The 16,708-nt window shown below is 57.1% G+C and carries 15 protein-coding genes and 2 riboswitches; of the genes, 12 read left to right on the top strand and 3 right to left on the bottom strand.

What is annotated here, in order from left to right:
* The first annotated feature begins 24 nt into the window (after window positions 1-24).
* Window positions 25-112: riboswitch (cyclic di-GMP riboswitch) on the top strand.
* A gap of 62 nt (window positions 113-174) precedes the next feature.
* Window positions 175-1,302, top strand: coding sequence for a copper amine oxidase N-terminal domain-containing protein (locus C7459_RS23920; RefSeq protein ID WP_211320311.1), 1,128 nt, complete (start codon window positions 175-177; stop codon window positions 1,300-1,302).
* 86 nt (window positions 1,303-1,388) lie between these two features.
* Here C7459_RS23920 and C7459_RS00395 read toward each other — a convergent pair whose 3' ends face one another.
* Together C7459_RS00395 and csaB are read right to left on the bottom strand one after the other, a co-directional pair.
* Entirely contained in the window at window positions 1,389-1,544 is a 156-nt protein-coding gene (locus tag C7459_RS00395) for an aspartyl-phosphate phosphatase Spo0E family protein (RefSeq protein WP_109685127.1), read from the bottom strand.
* Window positions 1,545-1,643: 99 nt separating this feature from the next.
* Entirely contained in the window at window positions 1,644-2,759 is a 1,116-nt protein-coding gene (gene csaB / locus C7459_RS00390) for a polysaccharide pyruvyl transferase CsaB (RefSeq protein ID WP_109685125.1), read from the bottom strand.
* Between the two features lie 154 nt (window positions 2,760-2,913).
* Between csaB and C7459_RS00385 the strand changes: the two genes are divergently transcribed.
* From C7459_RS00385 to metK, 6 genes are all read left to right on the top strand, one after another.
* Window positions 2,914-4,077, top strand: coding sequence for an LCP family protein (locus C7459_RS00385; protein ID WP_109685123.1), 1,164 nt, complete (start codon window positions 2,914-2,916; stop codon window positions 4,075-4,077).
* Window positions 4,078-4,800: a WecB/TagA/CpsF family glycosyltransferase gene (locus tag C7459_RS00380; RefSeq protein ID WP_109685121.1), complete on the top strand. Its 723-nt coding sequence runs from the start codon at window positions 4,078-4,080 to the stop codon at window positions 4,798-4,800. It begins immediately after the preceding gene.
* 81 nt (window positions 4,801-4,881) lie between these two features.
* Window positions 4,882-5,358, top strand: a complete 477-nt coding sequence (locus C7459_RS00375) for a hypothetical protein (RefSeq protein WP_109685119.1) — start codon at window positions 4,882-4,884, stop codon at window positions 5,356-5,358.
* Window positions 5,359-5,433: 75 nt separating this feature from the next.
* Entirely contained in the window at window positions 5,434-6,387 is a 954-nt protein-coding gene (locus C7459_RS00370; protein ID WP_109685117.1) for an LCP family protein, read from the top strand.
* A gap of 107 nt (window positions 6,388-6,494) precedes the next feature.
* Window positions 6,495-6,725 carry an alpha/beta-type small acid-soluble spore protein gene (locus tag C7459_RS00365; protein WP_109685115.1) on the top strand — a complete coding sequence of 77 codons (231 nt, stop codon included), beginning with the start codon at window positions 6,495-6,497 and terminating at the stop codon, window positions 6,723-6,725.
* A gap of 219 nt (window positions 6,726-6,944) precedes the next feature.
* Window positions 6,945-8,138, top strand: a complete 1,194-nt coding sequence (metK, locus tag C7459_RS00360; RefSeq protein WP_109685113.1) for a methionine adenosyltransferase — start codon at window positions 6,945-6,947, stop codon at window positions 8,136-8,138.
* Window positions 8,139-8,201: 63 nt separating this feature from the next.
* Here the strand turns inward: metK and C7459_RS00355 are convergent, their stop codons facing one another.
* Window positions 8,202-9,449 carry a helix-turn-helix domain-containing protein gene (locus tag C7459_RS00355; RefSeq protein WP_109685111.1) on the bottom strand — a complete coding sequence of 416 codons (1,248 nt, stop codon included), beginning with the start codon at window positions 9,447-9,449 and terminating at the stop codon, window positions 8,202-8,204.
* Window positions 9,450-9,893: 444 nt separating this feature from the next.
* Here C7459_RS00355 and C7459_RS00350 point away from each other — a divergent pair, with 444 nt between their 5' ends.
* The 5 genes from C7459_RS00350 to C7459_RS00330 all read left to right on the top strand — a co-directional run bounded on the left by C7459_RS00350 (window position 9,894) and on the right by C7459_RS00330 (window position 16,623).
* A complete protein-coding gene (locus C7459_RS00350; protein WP_109685109.1) occupies window positions 9,894-11,048 on the top strand; it encodes a sensor histidine kinase in 1,155 nt (384 codons plus the stop codon).
* Between the two features lie 16 nt (window positions 11,049-11,064).
* The gene (locus tag C7459_RS00345) at window positions 11,065-11,757 is read left to right on the top strand and encodes a response regulator transcription factor (RefSeq protein ID WP_109685107.1); all 693 of its coding nucleotides are present in this window, start codon (window positions 11,065-11,067) and stop codon (window positions 11,755-11,757) included.
* A 66-nt stretch (window positions 11,758-11,823) separates the two neighbouring features.
* Window positions 11,824-12,261, top strand: coding sequence for a glycosyltransferase family protein (locus C7459_RS00340; protein ID WP_109685105.1), 438 nt, complete (start codon window positions 11,824-11,826; stop codon window positions 12,259-12,261).
* Between the two features lie 115 nt (window positions 12,262-12,376).
* Window positions 12,377-12,472, top strand: a riboswitch (cyclic di-GMP riboswitch).
* A 501-nt stretch (window positions 12,473-12,973) separates the two neighbouring features.
* The gene (locus tag C7459_RS00335) at window positions 12,974-14,638 is read left to right on the top strand and encodes a methyl-accepting chemotaxis protein (protein ID WP_109685102.1); all 1,665 of its coding nucleotides are present in this window, start codon (window positions 12,974-12,976) and stop codon (window positions 14,636-14,638) included.
* 161 nt (window positions 14,639-14,799) lie between these two features.
* Window positions 14,800-16,623: a putative bifunctional diguanylate cyclase/phosphodiesterase gene (locus C7459_RS00330; protein ID WP_109685100.1), complete on the top strand. Its 1,824-nt coding sequence runs from the start codon at window positions 14,800-14,802 to the stop codon at window positions 16,621-16,623.
* The last annotated feature ends 85 nt before the right edge of the window (window positions 16,624-16,708 follow it).

Here is a 16,708-nt window from a genome sequence, read left to right as displayed (position 1 = left end):
TTTAGTATAGAAGCAAACAAATTCTCCCGACAAAGGCAAACCTGATTGAAAGACAGGGACGCAAAGCCACGGGCCTACCGCGCACAGGCGCTAGGGCAGCCGGGTTGCCGAACTTGAGGATGTGTGGCAAGTACGGTGAGCAAGACTCGTTGGGAAACGAGGAGGAAACAAGAGATGAGCAAATGGAAATGGGCAGCCCTGTTCACCGCGATCGCACTGGTGACCGCTCCGGTCAGCACCGCACTTGCGGATACGACGCCGGTTCCGGCACCTGCACCGACCCCCGCACCAACCCCGGGCGACATGCCACCACCGCCCCCGCCAGAAGACGGCGGCATGTGTACCGACGATGGGGATGACGAGGACGACAACGGCAACATCCCGCCCGCTCCTGAGCCGGCTCCGACGCCCGTTCCTGAGCCTACGCCCGCTCCAGGTGGCGACACAGGCGGCACGACCGGCCAACCGAGCGTCGGCTTCGAAAAAGATCACGGCAAGGATCATGGCAAGGACAAGGATCAAGACAAGCATGGCGATGGCAAGGACAAGGACCATCATGGCAACCCAGGCAACGTCTCCAACCCGCCTTGCCACGACAACGGCCATCACAAGGGCTGGACGAACAAGATCAACAACATGGTCAAACGCCTCGAAGAACTGAAAAAACAACTGAACTCGCTGGAGAAAAAACTGGAGCAACTCAAAGCATGGGCGAAACAAAACGGCTCCAGCTCCGACCAAGACGCGCTGAAACAGATCGAGGAAGCCCTGAAAGCGCTCGACAGTGCAGGCGAAGCACAAGCGGACGATCTCGTCGTCCTCGCCGACACCCAAGACCAATTGCAGAACCCGGACGGCGCGATCCGATCGCTGGAGAAAGCCCTCACCCTCGATTATAAAAACGCGGACACCTACACCCGCCTCTCCAAGCAGCACCAGAAAAAAGGCGACACCAAGGACGTAAAAGTCTACGTCACCGGCAAAAAACCGGCATTTGATGTCCAGCCGGTGATCCTCGAAGGCCGCACGCTCGTGCCGCTTCGTGCGATCGGCACCGCGCTCAACGCGGACGTCAAATGGGATGAAGCGACGCAGACAGTCACCCTGACCAACAAGGACGGTCGCATCGTCACCTTGCAGATCGACTCCAAGCAAGCGACCGTCGATGGCCAACCCGTCACGCTCGACGTTCCGGCGAAAAAGCTCAACGACCGCACGCTCGTGCCGTTGCGCGCGCTGGGTAACTTCTTCCACCTCGAAGTGAACTGGGATGAAAGCAGCCAGATGGCGATCCTCAAATAAAAAGAACCTCCGAATCCGCATGTGCGGATCGGAGGTTTTTTTAGAGGGGAGAAGCATAGACGACCACTCCTGTTGGCAGGACTGAACTATTGTAGTTGCTTGCTGTGAAAATTGACGATGTAGCGATCGAGCTGTTGGCTCACTTGGAGGACGGTCGGGTGCAACAGGTCACCCTTGTACTCCTTCACGACTTCGTTCAGCTTGCGACGGATACGTTCGATTTCTTCCAAGTAGCTGTCCATGTTTAGAACCTCATTTCGCATAAAGGTCTTTCTCTTATTTTAGACACTTCTGGGGCTTTTAACAATAGTTAATCGCCCGATTGTAGTCGAAAAAATCCCTTATCGAGCGCTAAGGAAGCGAACGGCCAATTCCCCGCTTTTTTCTGCTTCCTTGCGCAATTCTTCGACGTGCGGGCGCATCATCACTTGGTAATTTTCGAGGTTGTCGACACAATCCTGAATCGTCTCGCGCAGACTCTCGTAGGTTACGTTGTTCACCGCATCGATCTGACGGTCGTAGCCAACGCGCTGGACGAAGCGATCGATTTTCGGATCGTAGGAGAGCGACACGAACGGCACGCCGCAGTGCGCGGCGAGGATCAGGGAATGCAGGCGCATCCCGATGATCAGGTCTGTGTTGGCGATGATATTCGCGATGTCGCGGAACGAGAACTGGCGGTTGAGCAACACGGCGCGCTCCTTCATATAGGAGAGCACTTTTTGCGAAGCGCCGACATCGCCTGGGTACTGCATCGGGATGAAGACGACTTTCCAGCCTGCTCGAATCAGATCATCGGCGTTCTGGGCAAGGATTTTGTGGAACGGATGCGGGGTCGACCAGTTGCGGATCGCGATGCCTGCGATCTTCTGCGTGCCGCCCAAGTAGGCGGCTTGCACACCGAATTCGCTGAGCATTTTCGCTCCGGCGTCCTTGGAGAACAGCTCCGGGTTGATCGCAAACGCCGGGTCGGCGGTGACGAACATCTCCGGCCGGGTGACGCCGTACATCTGCAGGTCTTCGCGCGACTTGGCATCGCGCACGGTGATCAGCGAGACGTGGTTGACGACTTTGCGGATCAGGCGTTCGCTGAGCGGCTTCGAGATCGGGCCGATGCCTTGTCCGTAGAACACGATCGGCTTGTTCAAGATCTTCGCCAAGCGAGCAATCCCCAAGTAATAGAGGATGCTGCGCCCGCCCGTCACGTCTTGGAGCAAACTGCCTCCCCCCATGACCAACATGTCACAGCGCATCAATTCGCGGAAGATCACACCGAAGTTCCACCGGTTGAACGCTTGAATGCCAAAAAGAGCTTCCGTGCGGTCGGGCTGGTTGGAGAGCACGACGAGTTCCGCATCGGGACGTTCCTTGCGTATGCTGGACATGATCCCGTACAGGACGGTATCATCTCCCAAATTGTCAAATCCGTAGTAACCGGATATTAATATGCGCGGCATTAGCTCTGCTCCTTATGCGGACAAAATACAGAACTAAGTATAGCAGTAGTCCCCCTTGATGAAAAGCGCCGTTTGGGAAAACATGTGATGCATGGAAGGGAGGGATTTTGCCTGATACTACGCCCAGAAATCCACGCGGAGGGAGCGAACCGAAGTGACCCGTACCCCACGTCGATCTACGCGGTACAAGAAAGTCCGAACGGCTCTGCTCGCCACTCTGGGACTTCTGCTGTTGCTGTCAGTCTTGGGATTTTATAAGTTTTACCTGTTGGCCGACCGCATATACCAGCCGGCACCGCAAGCTGAGACCTCGCAGACCCCGACCCCGCATAAGCAATCCGAACTCTTGATCCCGCCAGACGAATTGCGTGAGCGGATCTCCATGCAGAATTGGTACACGACCTCCACGCCCGACCACTCGATTTCCAAGCGGACGTTGCAAGAGCTAGGGCAAGCCCAAGCGTCCGCACCTGCAAAAGCGGCGGAACCCACGCCTGCCCCCGAATCTGCGAATCCCTTTGCCAAGTGGCTGTCCGGCCATCTCCCGAGCACCGATACCAAAAAAGGCCAGACCTTCCTGCTGCTCGGCGTCGACTCGCGCAAGGGCGAATCGGCGCGCTCTGACACGATCGTGCTGGCGACGTTGCCTGCGGGCAGTCAGGAGGTCTACCTGATGTCGATCCCGCGCGACACGCGGGCCAACGTGCCCGGGCACGGCTGGACCAAGATCAACCACGCGATGAGCTGGGGCGGCTTGCCGCTGATGAAAAAGACCGTGGAGCAATTGCTGAACGTCCCGATCGACCATACGGTCACCGTCGACTTTGAAGGGTTCCGCCAGATCGTCGACCGCATGGGCGGGCTCGATGTCACCGTGGAAAAGACCATGCGCTACTACGACCCGACGGATGGCACCAACATCTCGCTGCGCGCAGGCGACACCTTGAAGAGCGGCCAACAAGCGCTCGACTACGCCAGATTCCGCGCCGATGCGCTGGCCGATACGGGCCGGATGCAGAGACAGCAAGTTGTGATTCGTGCTATGATTCAAAAAGGAAGCGAACCGTCGAATTGGCCGAAATTGGTCAAGACGCTCGACATCCTCGGCGATCATGTCAAAACGGACGTTCCGCCCCGCGATTGGATGTCGCTGGTCATGCGCTACTCCGGCACCCGTGCGGATACGGTCAAGACGCTGTCGCTCACCGGCGAGAACCGCATCTCCAAGCAGGACAACCTCTGGTACTTCTACGTCGAGGAAGCGCAGTTGCACAAGATGAGTCGCCAACTGCAACAATTGAGGCGGGGGAATTCATAAATGGTCAAGATCTTAGGCGTGCCTTTTTCCACGCGAACCTTCACAGAAACCTGTGACTTTTTACAAGACAAATTGCAGGGGGAAACCCCGCATCACATCATCACAGCGAACCCGGAGATCGTCATGATGGCGCAGGACGATGCGGCGTTCATGACGCTCTTGGAGCGTGTGGACCTGATCACCCCAGACGGCATCGGCGCCGTCTGGGCTTCGAAGTATTACGGGCAGGCGCTGCACGACCGCGTCACGGGCGTCGAACTGTCGACGAGCTTGATTGAAGCCTGTGCCGAGCGCGGTCTGGGTGTCTTTTTGCTGGGGGCGAGTCCGCAGTCGAACACGCTGGCGATCAAAAACCTGCGCCAGCGCTACCCGCAACTGCGCATCGCCGGACAGGACGGCTACTTCAAGGAAGCGGACGTTCCCGAGGTGCTGGCTGCCGTGCGCGGGTTCAAACCGGCGCTGCTGCTGGTCGGACTCGGCGTGCCGCGCCAAGAGCTGTTCATCCACCAGCACAAGCAGGACCTGCAAGTGCCGGTGATGATCGGCGTCGGCGGTTGCATCGACATCTTTGCCGGGGTGGTCAAGCGCGCACCGAAGCTCTGGCAGCGGATGCGGATGGAGTGGTTGTACCGCTTGCTGTCCCAACCGAGCCGCTGGAGACGTCAATTGGTGCTTCCGAAGTTTGTGCTCACCGTGCTCACCGACAAAAATAGGAAGAAATAAGGTCTTTCGTCCTGCAGGACGAAGGGCGTTTCCTGTCGAAAAAGAGTCTCAGCACTACTGGGACTGGAGGACACAAACGTTATGAAAAAAGCACTCACCTTCCTCGGCACGATGGTACTCACGCTCGCGATCGGGGTTACGATTGGACAAGTTTCTCAAGCGGATACACCGAGCGCACCTGGTTCTGCTGACGATCCGATCGTCACCAAGAGCTATGTGGATCAGAAGCTCGCAGGGGTCGGCAGCGGCGGCAACACGGGCGGGGCACCAACGGGTGGCAGCACGACCGACGCTTCGTTCAAAGTCGTCACGCTCAACCCCGGCCAGACGCTCAAAGGTGGCGAAGGCGCGGAGTTCATCCTGCGCGGAGGCACGGCGACAGCGATTGCCAGCACCAACGGTGGCGTCTCAGACGTCACGGGAGCGGACGATCTCGCACAGGGCGCGAACGTTGAATTGAACCACTTGCTCCTCACACCGCGCAATGACGGTCGCGGGCTGAAGGTGGGCAGCAGCACCGCTTATGTGCTGGTGCGCGGCTCCTATACGGTCCAGTAACCACAGGGATAGGCTCTGCGCGCATGACGACAGGGCCTGTTTTCGTGTTCATGATGCAATGGGGGATATCAACCAGTGGCATATCAGGGTAAAAACTACAGCAACAACGCCAACGCGGTCCGACCACAGCAACAGACCCCACAGAAGCCGAAAAAAAAGCTCCGTTGGGGCCGCTTCTTGCTGCTCTTGTTCGTCTTCACCCTCGTGATGGGGCTGACGGGCCTCGCCGCATATGGGTGGTACTTGGAACGCAAAGTCGTGCAGGCCGACGCCAACGCCACGCCGATTCCCAAGGACAAGCCTGTCAATGTCTTGATCATCGGCGTCGATCGCGATCCAAAATCGAGCGATGCAAACCGCCGCTCGACGTTCAACACCGACACGCTGATCCTCGCGCACATCGACCCGAGCACACACAGAGCCGCGCTGCTCTCGATACCGCGCGACACCCGCGTCCAACTGCCGACCGGCATGGAGAAGGTCAACGCCGCCTATGCGATCGGCGGCATGGACCGCTTGAAGAAAACGGTCAACGAATTGACCGGGTTGCCGATTGACCGCTACCTGATGATCGACTTCCCGGCGTTCATGCAGATGATCGATGGAGTGGGCGGGTTGGAATTTGATGTCGACAAGCCGATCAGTGACCCGGAGGGCACCGTCTCGCTGAAGCCGGGTCTGCAACATCTGAACGGGAAGCAAGCGCTCACCGTCGTGCGCTTCCGCCAAGAGGAGATGGGCGACATCGCCCGCGTCGCACGGCAACAGCGCTTCCTCGAAGCGCTGGGAACCAAGATGAAGGGCAGCAACCTCGTCGAGTGGACGAAGGCGTTGCGGGGCATGAGCGACTCCTTGACCACCGACATGTCGATCAACGACATGGGGACGCTGGCGTACTCGATGCACGGCGAAGGTGCGACCGTCAACGGCTACACCGTACCGGGCGAATTCCTCAACCTCTACGACGTCTCCTATTGGAAAGCAGACACGAAAAAACTGCAGACCATCGTCCAAGAGATGAAAAACTAACCGTAGCCTCCAGTATGTGCGCAGGGTAGTCCCGACGCGACTGCACACACTAGAACTACCGACTCGCGGACACGGGTCGGAATAACCCCTAGTGGAGGTGCATCTTCATGGCATTAGGAAGCAGTAGACGCAACGATCAACTCGTCCCTAACGCACACCAGGCGCTCGACGACATGAAGTATGAAATCGCGGCGGAGATGGGCTTGCCGGTCTACCAAGGCAGCGAAGACTACTGGGGACACATCACCACCCGGGATGCGGGGGCGGTCGGCGGACACATGGTTCGCAAGCTGATCGCGTTTTCACAAGCGGCGTTGGTTCAGCAAACCAAATCCTAAACTTCATAGCGTGCCGATGTAGGCAGAGGGCTCCGGGAGACACCGGGGCTTTTTTTCTGCCTCCCTATTTTTAACGCTCGTTCAAAATATCATGCGTATCAAGCAATAATCATTGACACACTCTATGAAATGCAGTACCATTACTTTGTTTTCCGCAAAAAAGAGTCACTCCAAAGACGAGTTGTCTATTGGAAACCAATACATAAGGGGGACCACCTCATGGCAAAACGCTATTTGTTTACCTCTGAGTCCGTTACCGAGGGGCATCCGGATAAGATCTGCGACCAGATCTCCGATGCAGTACTGGACGCGATCTTCGCCAAAGACCCGAACGCACGAGTCGCATGCGAAACGTCTGTTACTACCGGTCTTGTGCTCGTAGCAGGCGAGATCACCACTTCGACCTACGTTGACATCCCGAAGATCGTTCGCGAAACGATTCGTGAGATCGGCTACACCCGCGCGAAGTACGGCTTCGACGCGGAAACCTGCGCCGTGTTGACCTCGATCGACGAGCAGTCTGCTGACATCGCGCTGGGCGTCGACAAAGCGCTCGAAGCACGCGAAGGTCAAATGTCTGACGAAGAGATCGACGCAATCGGCGCGGGTGACCAAGGTCTGATGTTCGGCTTTGCTGTCAACGAAACCGAGGAACTCATGCCGCTCCCGATCTCGCTGGCGCACAAGCTGTCTCGTCGCCTCGCGGAAGTTCGCAAAAACGGCACGCTCACCTACCTCCGTCCGGACGGCAAGACCCAAGTCTCCGTCGAGTACGAAGGGGATAAGCCGGTGCGCATCGACACGATCGTCATCTCCACTCAACATGCGGAGGAAGTCACACTTGAGCAGATCAAAAAAGACCTGCACGAGCACATCATCTCCGCTGTGATCCCGGCGCATCTCGTGGACGAGAACACCAAGTACTTCATCAACCCGACCGGCCGTTTCGTCATCGGCGGCCCGCAAGGCGATGCAGGTCTGACCGGCCGCAAGATCATCGTCGACACCTACGGCGGCTATGCACGCCACGGCGGCGGCGCGTTCTCCGGCAAGGACCCGACCAAGGTTGACCGCTCGGCAGCGTATGCAGCTCGTTACGTGGCGAAAAACATCGTCGCAGCGGGTCTGGCAGACAAGTGCGAAGTGCAACTGGCGTACGCAATCGGCGTAGCACGCCCGGTTTCCGTCATGGTTGACACCTTCGGCACTGGTAAAGTCGCAGATGAGAAGATCGAAGAACTGGTCAACGCCAACTTCGACCTGCGTCCGGCTGGGATCATCAAGTCCCTCGACCTGCGCCGTCCGATCTACCGTCAAACCGCAGCATACGGCCACTTCGGCCGCAACGACCTCGACGTTCCGTGGGAGCGCACCGACAAAATCGACGTGCTCCGTCAAGGCGCAGGTCTGTAAGACTCCGCTTTTTACAAAGAGCCCCTGTCCGCAACTGCGGCAGGGGCTTTTTTTCGCGAGAAGTTAGGCGGTGATCAGTTCGCCACCGTACTTCGATTGGTTGAAGGTATCCCACTCCTCGTACAGCTTGACCGAGAGGCTCATCGCTTCGATCAGGCCGACGGAGTGGCCTTGCTTTTGGTAGAGGTGCAGCGAATTGTTCAGATGGCGGATCGCCGTCGGCAGGTCGCGCTTGGTGCGGTACATGTCGGCGAGCAGGTGGTAGGCGCGCGCCGTTTCCAGCTCGTTGTCGCTGAATTTCGAGAGCGCCCCTTGGAGGCGTTCGATCGCGCCTTCCAGATCGCCGGACATCTGCAACATCAGCGCCATCTCCAACTCGGTCACGCCGAGGTTGTAGGAATCTTCGTCGCGCTGGTACAAGTCCATGCATTCCTCGAGGATCGACAGCGCTTCCTGCGTCTGTCCTTGCTTGCCGAGCAGCACGCCCAGCGACCGCTTCACGTCGGTCGTCAGCTTCATGTTGGTCACCGATTTGAAGATGATGTACGCCTGTTCGGAGAAGTACGCCGCCTGTTTGTAATCGTTGTTGTCGCGGTGCGAGAGCGAGAGGTTCAGGTACATCTGCCCGACTTCCTCCAACGACAGGAACGACTCGCGCGATTCATACGCCGCTTGCAAGTAGTTCAACGACTCATCGAGGTAGCCGAGGCGGTAATACGTGTTGCCAATCGAGGTCAACAGGCGCGACTTGGCGGCCGAGTCCACATCGCCTTTTGCCAACAGATCGCTCGCTTTCTGCCAATGGTAGAGCGCGAGTTGATACTGACCGGATTGCTCTGCGATATCGCCGAGGCGTTGCAGGATCTTGATCTGTTGCGGGATGTCGCCATTGTTCATCGCGATCGGCAACAGTTGATCGAGCGGTGCGCTCGCTTCGTCGAACTTGCCCAGACGTTGGCAACATTCGGAGAGCGTCATCTGGAACTCACTCAAGTCGGTGCCGGGGGAGTCTTGCAAGGATTTCAAAAGCGAGTAGGCTTTCTCATAGGATTCGGACGCCATCAGCGCCTTGGCGAGCGTATAGGAAGAGCGTTGACGCTTGTTGGCGTCGGTGTCGCTGACGAAGAACTCAATCGGCTTTTGCATGCGCTCCGACAGCGCCTGTAGGACATTATAGGAAGGGAAGGCTTTGCCGTTCTCAATCTGGCAGATCATGCTCGATGTCACGATCCCCTGTGCGAGCTCATTTTGGGTATAGCCCAGTTCTTTGCGGGCTTGACGGATGCGTTGACCTAAAGAAAGATGATTCATTGAAGTTAGCCTCCCTTATTTGATCTGTGCGTCGATCGAAGATTTGATAAGTTTATCGTAGCAACACTCTTATTTAAAATCAAAGTTAAGAGTCGTTCTGAGTGAACAAGAACCCTCTCACGCCGTGTTTTCTCGCCCTTACGCTTGTTTTTATGAATCAGTTTTACTTATTTTTCAAAAAAATAGACTGTTTTTGTCGAATGCTCACGTTTTCATCAGTGTCTGCGTCGATTGTTCTCAAAAAGATTTTTCAAAGTCCTAAAGTGACCCCCAGACGCGGAGACGGGCCTCCGAATCCTGTAGCATATCACCCTTACCCCATTGCTTGGGGGCACAGACCACCCATCTGTGCCCCCCTTTTTTTGTCTTCTGGCCAGATGGCAGGAAATTGGGCCGTGGTAGGGAATTTAAAACATATAGACTGTCGAATGCGGGGTATGATGTGTGGCGAACGAATTTGATACGAAGGTGTTAGATACGGCGATCAACGCAACCCTGCAGGCAATCGAGGACGGCAAGAACCAAGTCTTCGAGATCGCCGAGAGTGCCCGCAAGGAAGAGACGGCGATGCGTGATGACGCAGTGGCCATCCAGCGGCAGGTTGCGGAAACGATCCGAGAAGTGGAGCGTTTGGAACGCGCCTATACATTGGCTCGACACAGGCTGGTCGAGGTGAGCCGCGACTTTGAACGGTATTCAGAGGCGGAGATCAAGCAAGCCTATGACGACGCCCATAAAGTACAGACCCAAGTGCTGGTCATCCGCGAGCGTGAGCAACAACTGCGCGCCCGCCGCGATGATCTCGACCGGCGGTTGCGCAATTTGGAACAGACCATCCATCGGGCGGAGTCGCTGATCACCCAACTGGGTGTCGCGTTCTCCTATCTTTCTGGAGATCTGTTGCAGATCAGCAACGTGCTCAAAAACGTCGAGCAGCGCCGCTTCCTCGGCATCCGCGTGATTCAAGCGCAGGAGGAGGAGCGCAAGCGCGTCGCCCGGGAAATCCATGATGGGCCGGCGCAGACGATGGCCAATGTCGTGCTGCGCGCCGAGATCTGTGAGAAAATGCTCGACCGCGATGTCAACAAAGTCCGCACCGAACTGCAAGAACTCAAAGACAGTGTGCGCGTGTCGCTCGCCGAAGTGCGTCAGATCATCTTTGACCTGCGCCCGATGGCGCTCGACGACCTCGGGCTCGCCCCGACGCTGCGCCGCTACTTGGCAGACTTCCAGGACAAGCACAAGGTCGTGACCGAACTCAAAGTGCTCGGGCGGGAGAAACGCTTCAATAGTTCCTTGGAAGTGGCGGTGTTCCGCTCCATCCAAGAGGCGCTCAATAACATCTGGAAGCACGCGAAGGCGCAGAGCGCCACAGTTCGCTTAGAGTTGACAGAGAAGCAAGTCAACGTGCATATAGAGGATAACGGGATTGGATTTGATGTGGACGAAGTCAGCTCCGGTGGAGCGGGCGGTCACTTCGGATTGCTCGGGATCAAGGAACGCATCCAGTTGCTCGAAGGCAAGCTGGAGATCAAGTCAAACCGGGGCAAGGGCACGAAGGTCATCCTCTCGTTGCCGATCTCGGAGAGTCATGAATGAGGAGGCTTAGGCCAAGATGCAGAGAGAAAAAATTAGACTGCTCTTAGCGGATGACCATACGCTGTTTCGGCAAGGGTTGCGCCGTATCTTTGAACTAGAGGACGACATGGACATCGTCGGCGAATGCCAAGACGGGGAGATCGCCGTGGCAAAAGCGCTGGAACTGCGCCCCGATGTGGTGCTGATGGACATCAACATGCCCAAAAAGACCGGGGTGGAAGCAACGCGGGAGATCAAGCTCGTCGAGGAGGGCATCAAAGTTCTGATCCTCTCCATCCATGACGATGAAGCGTATATCTTTGAGACGATCCGCGCAGGGGCGAACGGCTACTTGCTGAAGGACGTGGAGTCGAACACGCTGGTCGAAGCGGTGCGCCAAGTGGCAGGCGGTTCTTCGTTCATCCATCCGCAGGTGACCACCAAGCTGCTCGATGAATTCAAGCGCTTGTCCAACCAAGTGTATGATGGGGAGTACGAGGCGGGTGAACCGACGCTCTCCCTCGAATGGCAGGACATCCTGACCCAGCGCGAGATGGAAATTCTCCGACTGATGGCGGAGGGCAAAAGCAACCGCACGATCGGTGAAGTGCTGTTCATCTCGGAGAAGACGGTCAAAAACCATGTCTCCAGCATCCTCGGCAAGCTCAGTGTTGACGACCGCACGCAAGCGGTGATCACCGCGGCCAAGCGATGCTGGGTCAAATTGTAAGATAATTTACACGTTGGATAAGCAGGGCGGCATATCTTGATACCATCCACGGAGGAGGTGTTGAGTGTGGTCGCCCTTTTTATCTGGGGATTCGCGTTGTACGGAATGTTCGTCTTGCTCTGGCGCGTCGTGCGCTTTCTCATGCAGCGCAGCCGACAGGGAGTTCCGATCACCGCCGTGCTGATCGTCCAGGAGGGGGCCTCTTACATGGAAGGCATCCTCCGCACGTTGACGACAGCAGAGCCGTTTGTCGGTCGAGACTTCGAGATCGTCGTGATCGACTGCGGGTCGCGCGACGAGACGGTGCGCATCGTGGAAGCGATGGCGCATCGGCGGCCGACGATCCGGCTCGTGCATGCGCGTGGGGAACCGTATGAAGTGATGCAGCCGTGGTTGACCCGCCGCGCCCGGACGGTGCCGTGCATATTCGATCTGCGGGAGAACGTCTCGCCGCTCGATGTGGTGCCGACGCTCGCGGCGTTCTGGGCCGATCAATTGGTGTAACCGCTAAGGTTTCGCTAACAGACTTAAGTCGTACTCTTTTTTGATGTAACAATAGGACTTTGGTCTCATGCACAACCGAGTTGTGCCGTCATATAATGAAAGCAGATGATGAGTCAATCAATAAAGGCAAACCCGTCGAAAGGCGGCGACGCAAAGCCATGGGTCTTCCACCGAGTCTCCCTAACTCGGTAATGACTGCCAGGTTGCTGATTGATACGGTAGCGGAACAGATACCCCACTGTTCTGCGAAGTATCCTTTTTCAGCAGCGCGCTGAAAAAGGATATTTTTTTAACTCAGCGCTTGACTCATCCGGTAGCATTCTCTCATTTTTTCCCTTTTTGTAATCCCCCTACCCCCCCACAGCAGAGAGAGACCTTGCACGGGCCCCCAACCCGCAAGCGTCTCTCTTTGCGCGTTTTGGGGGTTTTTTGCTATTTCCTGTTCCCCCTGTTGTTCACAAAAAAGCGGCCTCTCCTGCCAGCAGCAGAAGAGGCCAAGTATGTTGCGAAGGAGGTCAGGTAATGAAAAAGTGACATGCCACAAGGGTTGTCGTCCGTACTGTAGTCTATGCATGAGGTGCGGGGATGTGAACTGAATTATCTGAATTCAACATCTATTTTTTGGATCAAGCCCTTTACATAGACTTCACGAAAGCTCAATCTCCGTATGGGATACTGGATCTGAAGCCAAGTGCGGGGAGTGATCCGATCGATGAAGACCAACAAGCACAGCAAGGGTGTATCCGTACAGACGAGATTGACGGTGTTTGTGACGGGGCTTTTGCTGCTCGTCGTCGTGGCGATGGGGGCGACCGTCTATGTGGTTGTGGCCCAAGACCTGCAAGGCATGGCCGAATTTCAATTGCGAGGGCATGTCTCAACCGTGAGCAAACAGATGAGCATCCTGCTGGAGACGTCTGACAACCGTGAGTTTGAACGCAACGTAGAGTACCTGCTGTCTGCCGAACACAAGCAATTCGCCGAGGTGGGCTGGTCGTTGCAATCGAACTTGTTGCAGAGCGGGGCGATCTCTGGCTTGGAGGATCATGATCCAATTGAGATCAGCATGCAACTCTATGAAGCGATGCTGCAGGATCGGTCGGGCGTGGCGCACAGTTCGGAGAGCGGTCGCGATCTGACGTATGCGTTTCAGGTCGTGCCAGAGCGCAACATGTTGTATGTAGCAGCCGTGCGCGATGAGGAGATTCTCCAGCCGTTGACCCATGTGCGCGACGTCACACTGGCGCTGGTCATGGTGGTGTTGGGGATCGGATTCGTTGGCGTGCGCCTGTTCGCGGTGCGACTGCGACGCTCGATCACCGCGATTCAAAAAGTCATGCAGCGCGTGGCGGCGGGGGATCTGTCACAGGAATTGGATGAGGAGCACGGCATGCGTGAGATTCGAGCGCTCGGTGGGGCGGTCAACGGGATGGTTCGCAATTTGCGAGCGTTGATTCAGAGCGTGGATCACACTGCGATGCAAGTGACCGCCTCCTCACAGGAGTTGCTGAGCAGTGCTGAACAGACCGCCAGCGGCATCAAGCAGGTCGCGGCGACGGTGCAGGAAGTGGCGGGGCAAGCGGAGTTGCAAGCCACCTGTACCGAGGAGAACGCAGCGGCTGTGGAGCAGATGGCAGCAGGTCTGCAACGGATCGTCAACACCTCCGTCGATGTCACGGCGGCCTCTCGTGCCACCGCTGGCGAGGCGGAACAAGGCACGCGTGCGGTGCAGAGCGCCGTCCAACAGATGGAGTTGATTCACGGCACCGTCGACAGCATCGCACGGGCGGTCGCTCGCTTGGCGCAACGCTCCGGCGAAGTGGGGAAAATCGTGGACGTGATGGCCAAGATCGCGGCTCAGACCAACTTGTTGGCGCTGAACGCCGCGATTGAAGCAGCGCGCGCAGGCGAACAGGGCCGGGGGTTTGCTGTCGTCGCCGACGAAGTGCGCAAGCTCGCTGAACAGTCGGAAGGTTCGGCGCGTCAGATCGCCGGGTTGATGCAAGAGATCAACCGCGACACGGCCCAAGCGGTCACCGCGATGAGCGCCGGCACACAGGAGGTGCAGGCAGGTCTCGTGCTGGTGGGTGCGGCGGGGGAGGTTTTTGCACGGATCTGTCACGCGACAGAGGAGGCGGCCCTGCGTGTGGCGGAGATCACCACGCTGTCCCAGACGATGAACAGCGGTGCCCAGCGCGTGGTCACCTCTGTAGGAGCGCTGACCGCCAATGCCCACGAATCGGCAGCCTCCTCACAGTTCTGTGCGGCGACTTCGGTCGACCAATTGACCGCGATCGAACGCGTACACCAGTCGGTCGATGCGCTCGGGCAGATGGCGATGCAACTACAACTGGCGATCGGGAAATTCACGCTGTAGTGGAAAAAGGAGCAGACCCGGCGCGGGTCTGCTCCTTTTTTCAGATCGGGCACGCCAAGAGGATACGATGGGCGGTTGTAGAATAAGACAGAGGATGGAATTAAGAGCTAAGTGCAAATAATGCGGAGAGATTTCTGGTTAATAGATGGGGAGATATAGAAATGTCTATTAAACAAACAGTACACCTAGATACCCATCGCGAAATGGCGAGCGGAAGCGGGATAGGGAGCGGAATTGGGAAACCGATGCTGTTGCGCAGTGTGTTTTCGTTTGCGGTAAGCGCCCTGTTCCTGTTGCTGTTGGACCAAGGGCGGGCGCACCACATGTTCGGATTGCCTTGGGTGCAGCCTGACGAGGAGACAGTCGTCCTGTGGGCGCTGATCATCAATGTGATCCAATTGAGCATGGTCTGTTTCGGCTTGCTGTTCCTTGGCTACAACGTGATCACGCACGATGTGCGCAGACATCTCTATAAAGCGTATTCGGTGTTGCTCGCGGTCTCGTATCTCGCGCTCGTGGTGAAATACTTTGCCGGGCCGACCGTGGAGGTGATCAGCCAAGTGATCGGCTTGGTCGGATTCCTCGGCATCCCGGTGTCGCTGTATGCGCTTTATGCGATGGTTGGAGTCTACCGCAACATCGAGATGCGCTTACAGAGCGCGGAGGAACTGTCGGTTAACTACTACAAGCAATTGATCACCGACCCGCTGACCGGCCTGCCGAACCGCATCCTTTTCCAAGACGAGTTGAACAAGCGCTTGGCGGTGATGCAACGCACGGGTACACCGCTGGGCATCCTGTTCCTCGATCTCGACCGCTTCAAGTTTATCAACGACACGCTGGGGCACCGCATCGGAGATCTGTTGTTGCGAGCGGTGGTCAAACGCCTCCAAGCAGTGCTGGAGCCCACGGAGACGATCTATCGCCTCGGCGGTGACGAGTTCATCATCGTCGCGGAAGTGGGGAGCAAGGAACAAGGCATCGAACGCGCCCAAGCCTTGTTGCTCGACATGAAGGAGCCGTTCCAGATCGAAGGGCACGAGCTGTTCATCACGACCTCGATCGGACTCTCGTGGTACCCGGACGATGGGTTGGACATGGAGACGCTGTTCAAAAACGCCGACATGGCGTTGTATCGCGCCAAGGACCAAGGGCGCAACAACTTCCAAATGTACGATTCGGGGATGAACGTCCACGCGGTCGAGCGCTTGCAGATGGAGAAAGACCTGCGCAAAGCGCTGGAGCGCGAGGAATTTCTCGTCTACTACCAACCGCAGATCGACATCAAAAGCAACCGGATGATCGGCATGGAAGCGCTGGTGCGCTGGCAACATCCGGAGCGCGGGATGATCGCTCCCGGCCTGTTCATCCCGCTCGCGGAGGAGACCGACCTGATCGTGCCGCTCGGCGAATGGGTGATGCGCACCGCCTGTGCGCAGACCAAGCGCTGGCATGATGCGGGCTACCCGGACATCCGCGTCTCGATCAACCTCTCCGCCCATCAATTCGGGCAGGCGACGCTGGCGGCGAAGGTCTGCGAGATCTTGGAGCAGACGGGCATCGCCCCGCGCTACGTCGATTTGGAGATCACGGAGAGCATCACGATGACCAACGTCGAGCGGGCGATCTCCACGATGTTGGAACTGAAAAACTTGGGACTCCATATCTCCATCGACGACTTCGGCACGGGCTATTCGTCGCTCAGCTACCTCAAGAAATTTCCGATCCAGACGTTGAAAATCGACCAGTCCTTTGTGCGAGACATCCCGCAGGACCCCGATGACGCGGCGATCGCCACGGCGGTGATCGCGATGGCGCACAGTCTCAACCTCAACGTGATCGCAGAAGGGGTGGAGACGGAGGAACAGTTGGAATTCCTGCGCGAACGCAATTGCGACGAGTTCCAGGGCTACCTGTGCAGCCGCCCGCTGCCTGTGCAGGAGTTTGAAAAGCTGTTACAACAGGAGTTGCAAATGAGACGTTGAACCATACTAAGAACCTCAACCGCTTGTGCGGTCGAGGTTCTTTTTTTGCCAAGTTTACAATCCCTTAACGAACTTCGGGAACTAG

Source organism: Tumebacillus permanentifrigoris, assembly GCF_003148565.1.
In the GTDB taxonomy this organism is placed as follows: Bacteria; Bacillota; Bacilli; order Tumebacillales; family Tumebacillaceae; genus Tumebacillus; species Tumebacillus permanentifrigoris.
The sequence above is the reverse complement of the archived record's forward strand: the minus strand, read 5'-3'. Positions and strand labels throughout refer to the sequence as shown.

What these genes read in the sequence shown, in the direction of transcription:
- C7459_RS00365 (WP_109685115.1), top strand. Translation starts at nt 6,495, where the DNA reads ATGGCATTAGGAAGCAGTAGACGCAACGATCAACTCGTCCCTAACGCA.
- csaB (WP_109685125.1), bottom strand. Translation starts at nt 2,759, where the DNA reads ATGCCGCGCATATTAATATCCGGTTACTACGGATTTGACAATTTGGGA.
- metK (WP_109685113.1), top strand. Translation starts at nt 6,945, where the DNA reads ATGGCAAAACGCTATTTGTTTACCTCTGAGTCCGTTACCGAGGGGCAT.
- C7459_RS00380 (WP_109685121.1), top strand. Translation starts at nt 4,078, where the DNA reads ATGGTCAAGATCTTAGGCGTGCCTTTTTCCACGCGAACCTTCACAGAA.
- C7459_RS00345 (WP_109685107.1), top strand. Translation starts at nt 11,065, where the DNA reads ATGCAGAGAGAAAAAATTAGACTGCTCTTAGCGGATGACCATACGCTG.
- C7459_RS00395 (WP_109685127.1), bottom strand. Translation starts at nt 1,544, where the DNA reads ATGGACAGCTACTTGGAAGAAATCGAACGTATCCGTCGCAAGCTGAAC.
- C7459_RS00330 (WP_109685100.1), top strand. Translation starts at nt 14,800, where the DNA reads ATGTCTATTAAACAAACAGTACACCTAGATACCCATCGCGAAATGGCG.
- C7459_RS00375 (WP_109685119.1), top strand. Translation starts at nt 4,882, where the DNA reads ATGAAAAAAGCACTCACCTTCCTCGGCACGATGGTACTCACGCTCGCG.
- C7459_RS00335 (WP_109685102.1), top strand. Translation starts at nt 12,974, where the DNA reads ATGAAGACCAACAAGCACAGCAAGGGTGTATCCGTACAGACGAGATTG.
- C7459_RS23920 (WP_211320311.1), top strand. Translation starts at nt 175, where the DNA reads ATGAGCAAATGGAAATGGGCAGCCCTGTTCACCGCGATCGCACTGGTG.
- C7459_RS00355 (WP_109685111.1), bottom strand. Translation starts at nt 9,449, where the DNA reads ATGAATCATCTTTCTTTAGGTCAACGCATCCGTCAAGCCCGCAAAGAA.